Origin of the sequence: Bacillus cereus group sp. BfR-BA-01382, assembly GCF_022663475.1 — a bacterium.
GTDB classification, from domain to species: Bacteria; Bacillota; Bacilli; order Bacillales; family Bacillaceae_G; genus Bacillus_A; species Bacillus_A thuringiensis_S.
In genome coordinates this window covers 1-225 of the sequence record NZ_JAKUFQ010000431.1, presented here as the reverse complement: position 1 = coordinate 225, position 225 = coordinate 1, and the positions used below count along the sequence as shown (strand labels likewise).

Here is a 225-nt window from a genome sequence, read left to right as displayed (position 1 = left end):
TAGAACAATTATATCGTGCTTATGAAATGTATAAGGAAGAGCGTTATAAAAACCTTGCCGATCAATTAAGTGATGCTGTACTTCGTTATAATAAAAAAGATAATTATTATGTTGATTATTATGATGCAGATGCAGGGAAACAAAATAATTTTGTAACAACATCATACATAAATCCGCGTGCATTCTCTTATATGAAGAAGTACGGTAAAGTTTCTGCTCAGCAAT

The 225-nt window shown here is 30.7% G+C and carries 1 pseudogene; it reads left to right on the top strand.

The window, feature by feature from the left end:
- Nucleotides 1-225, top strand: a pseudogene (locus MR160_RS34600) (transcriptional regulator); the annotation flags it as partial.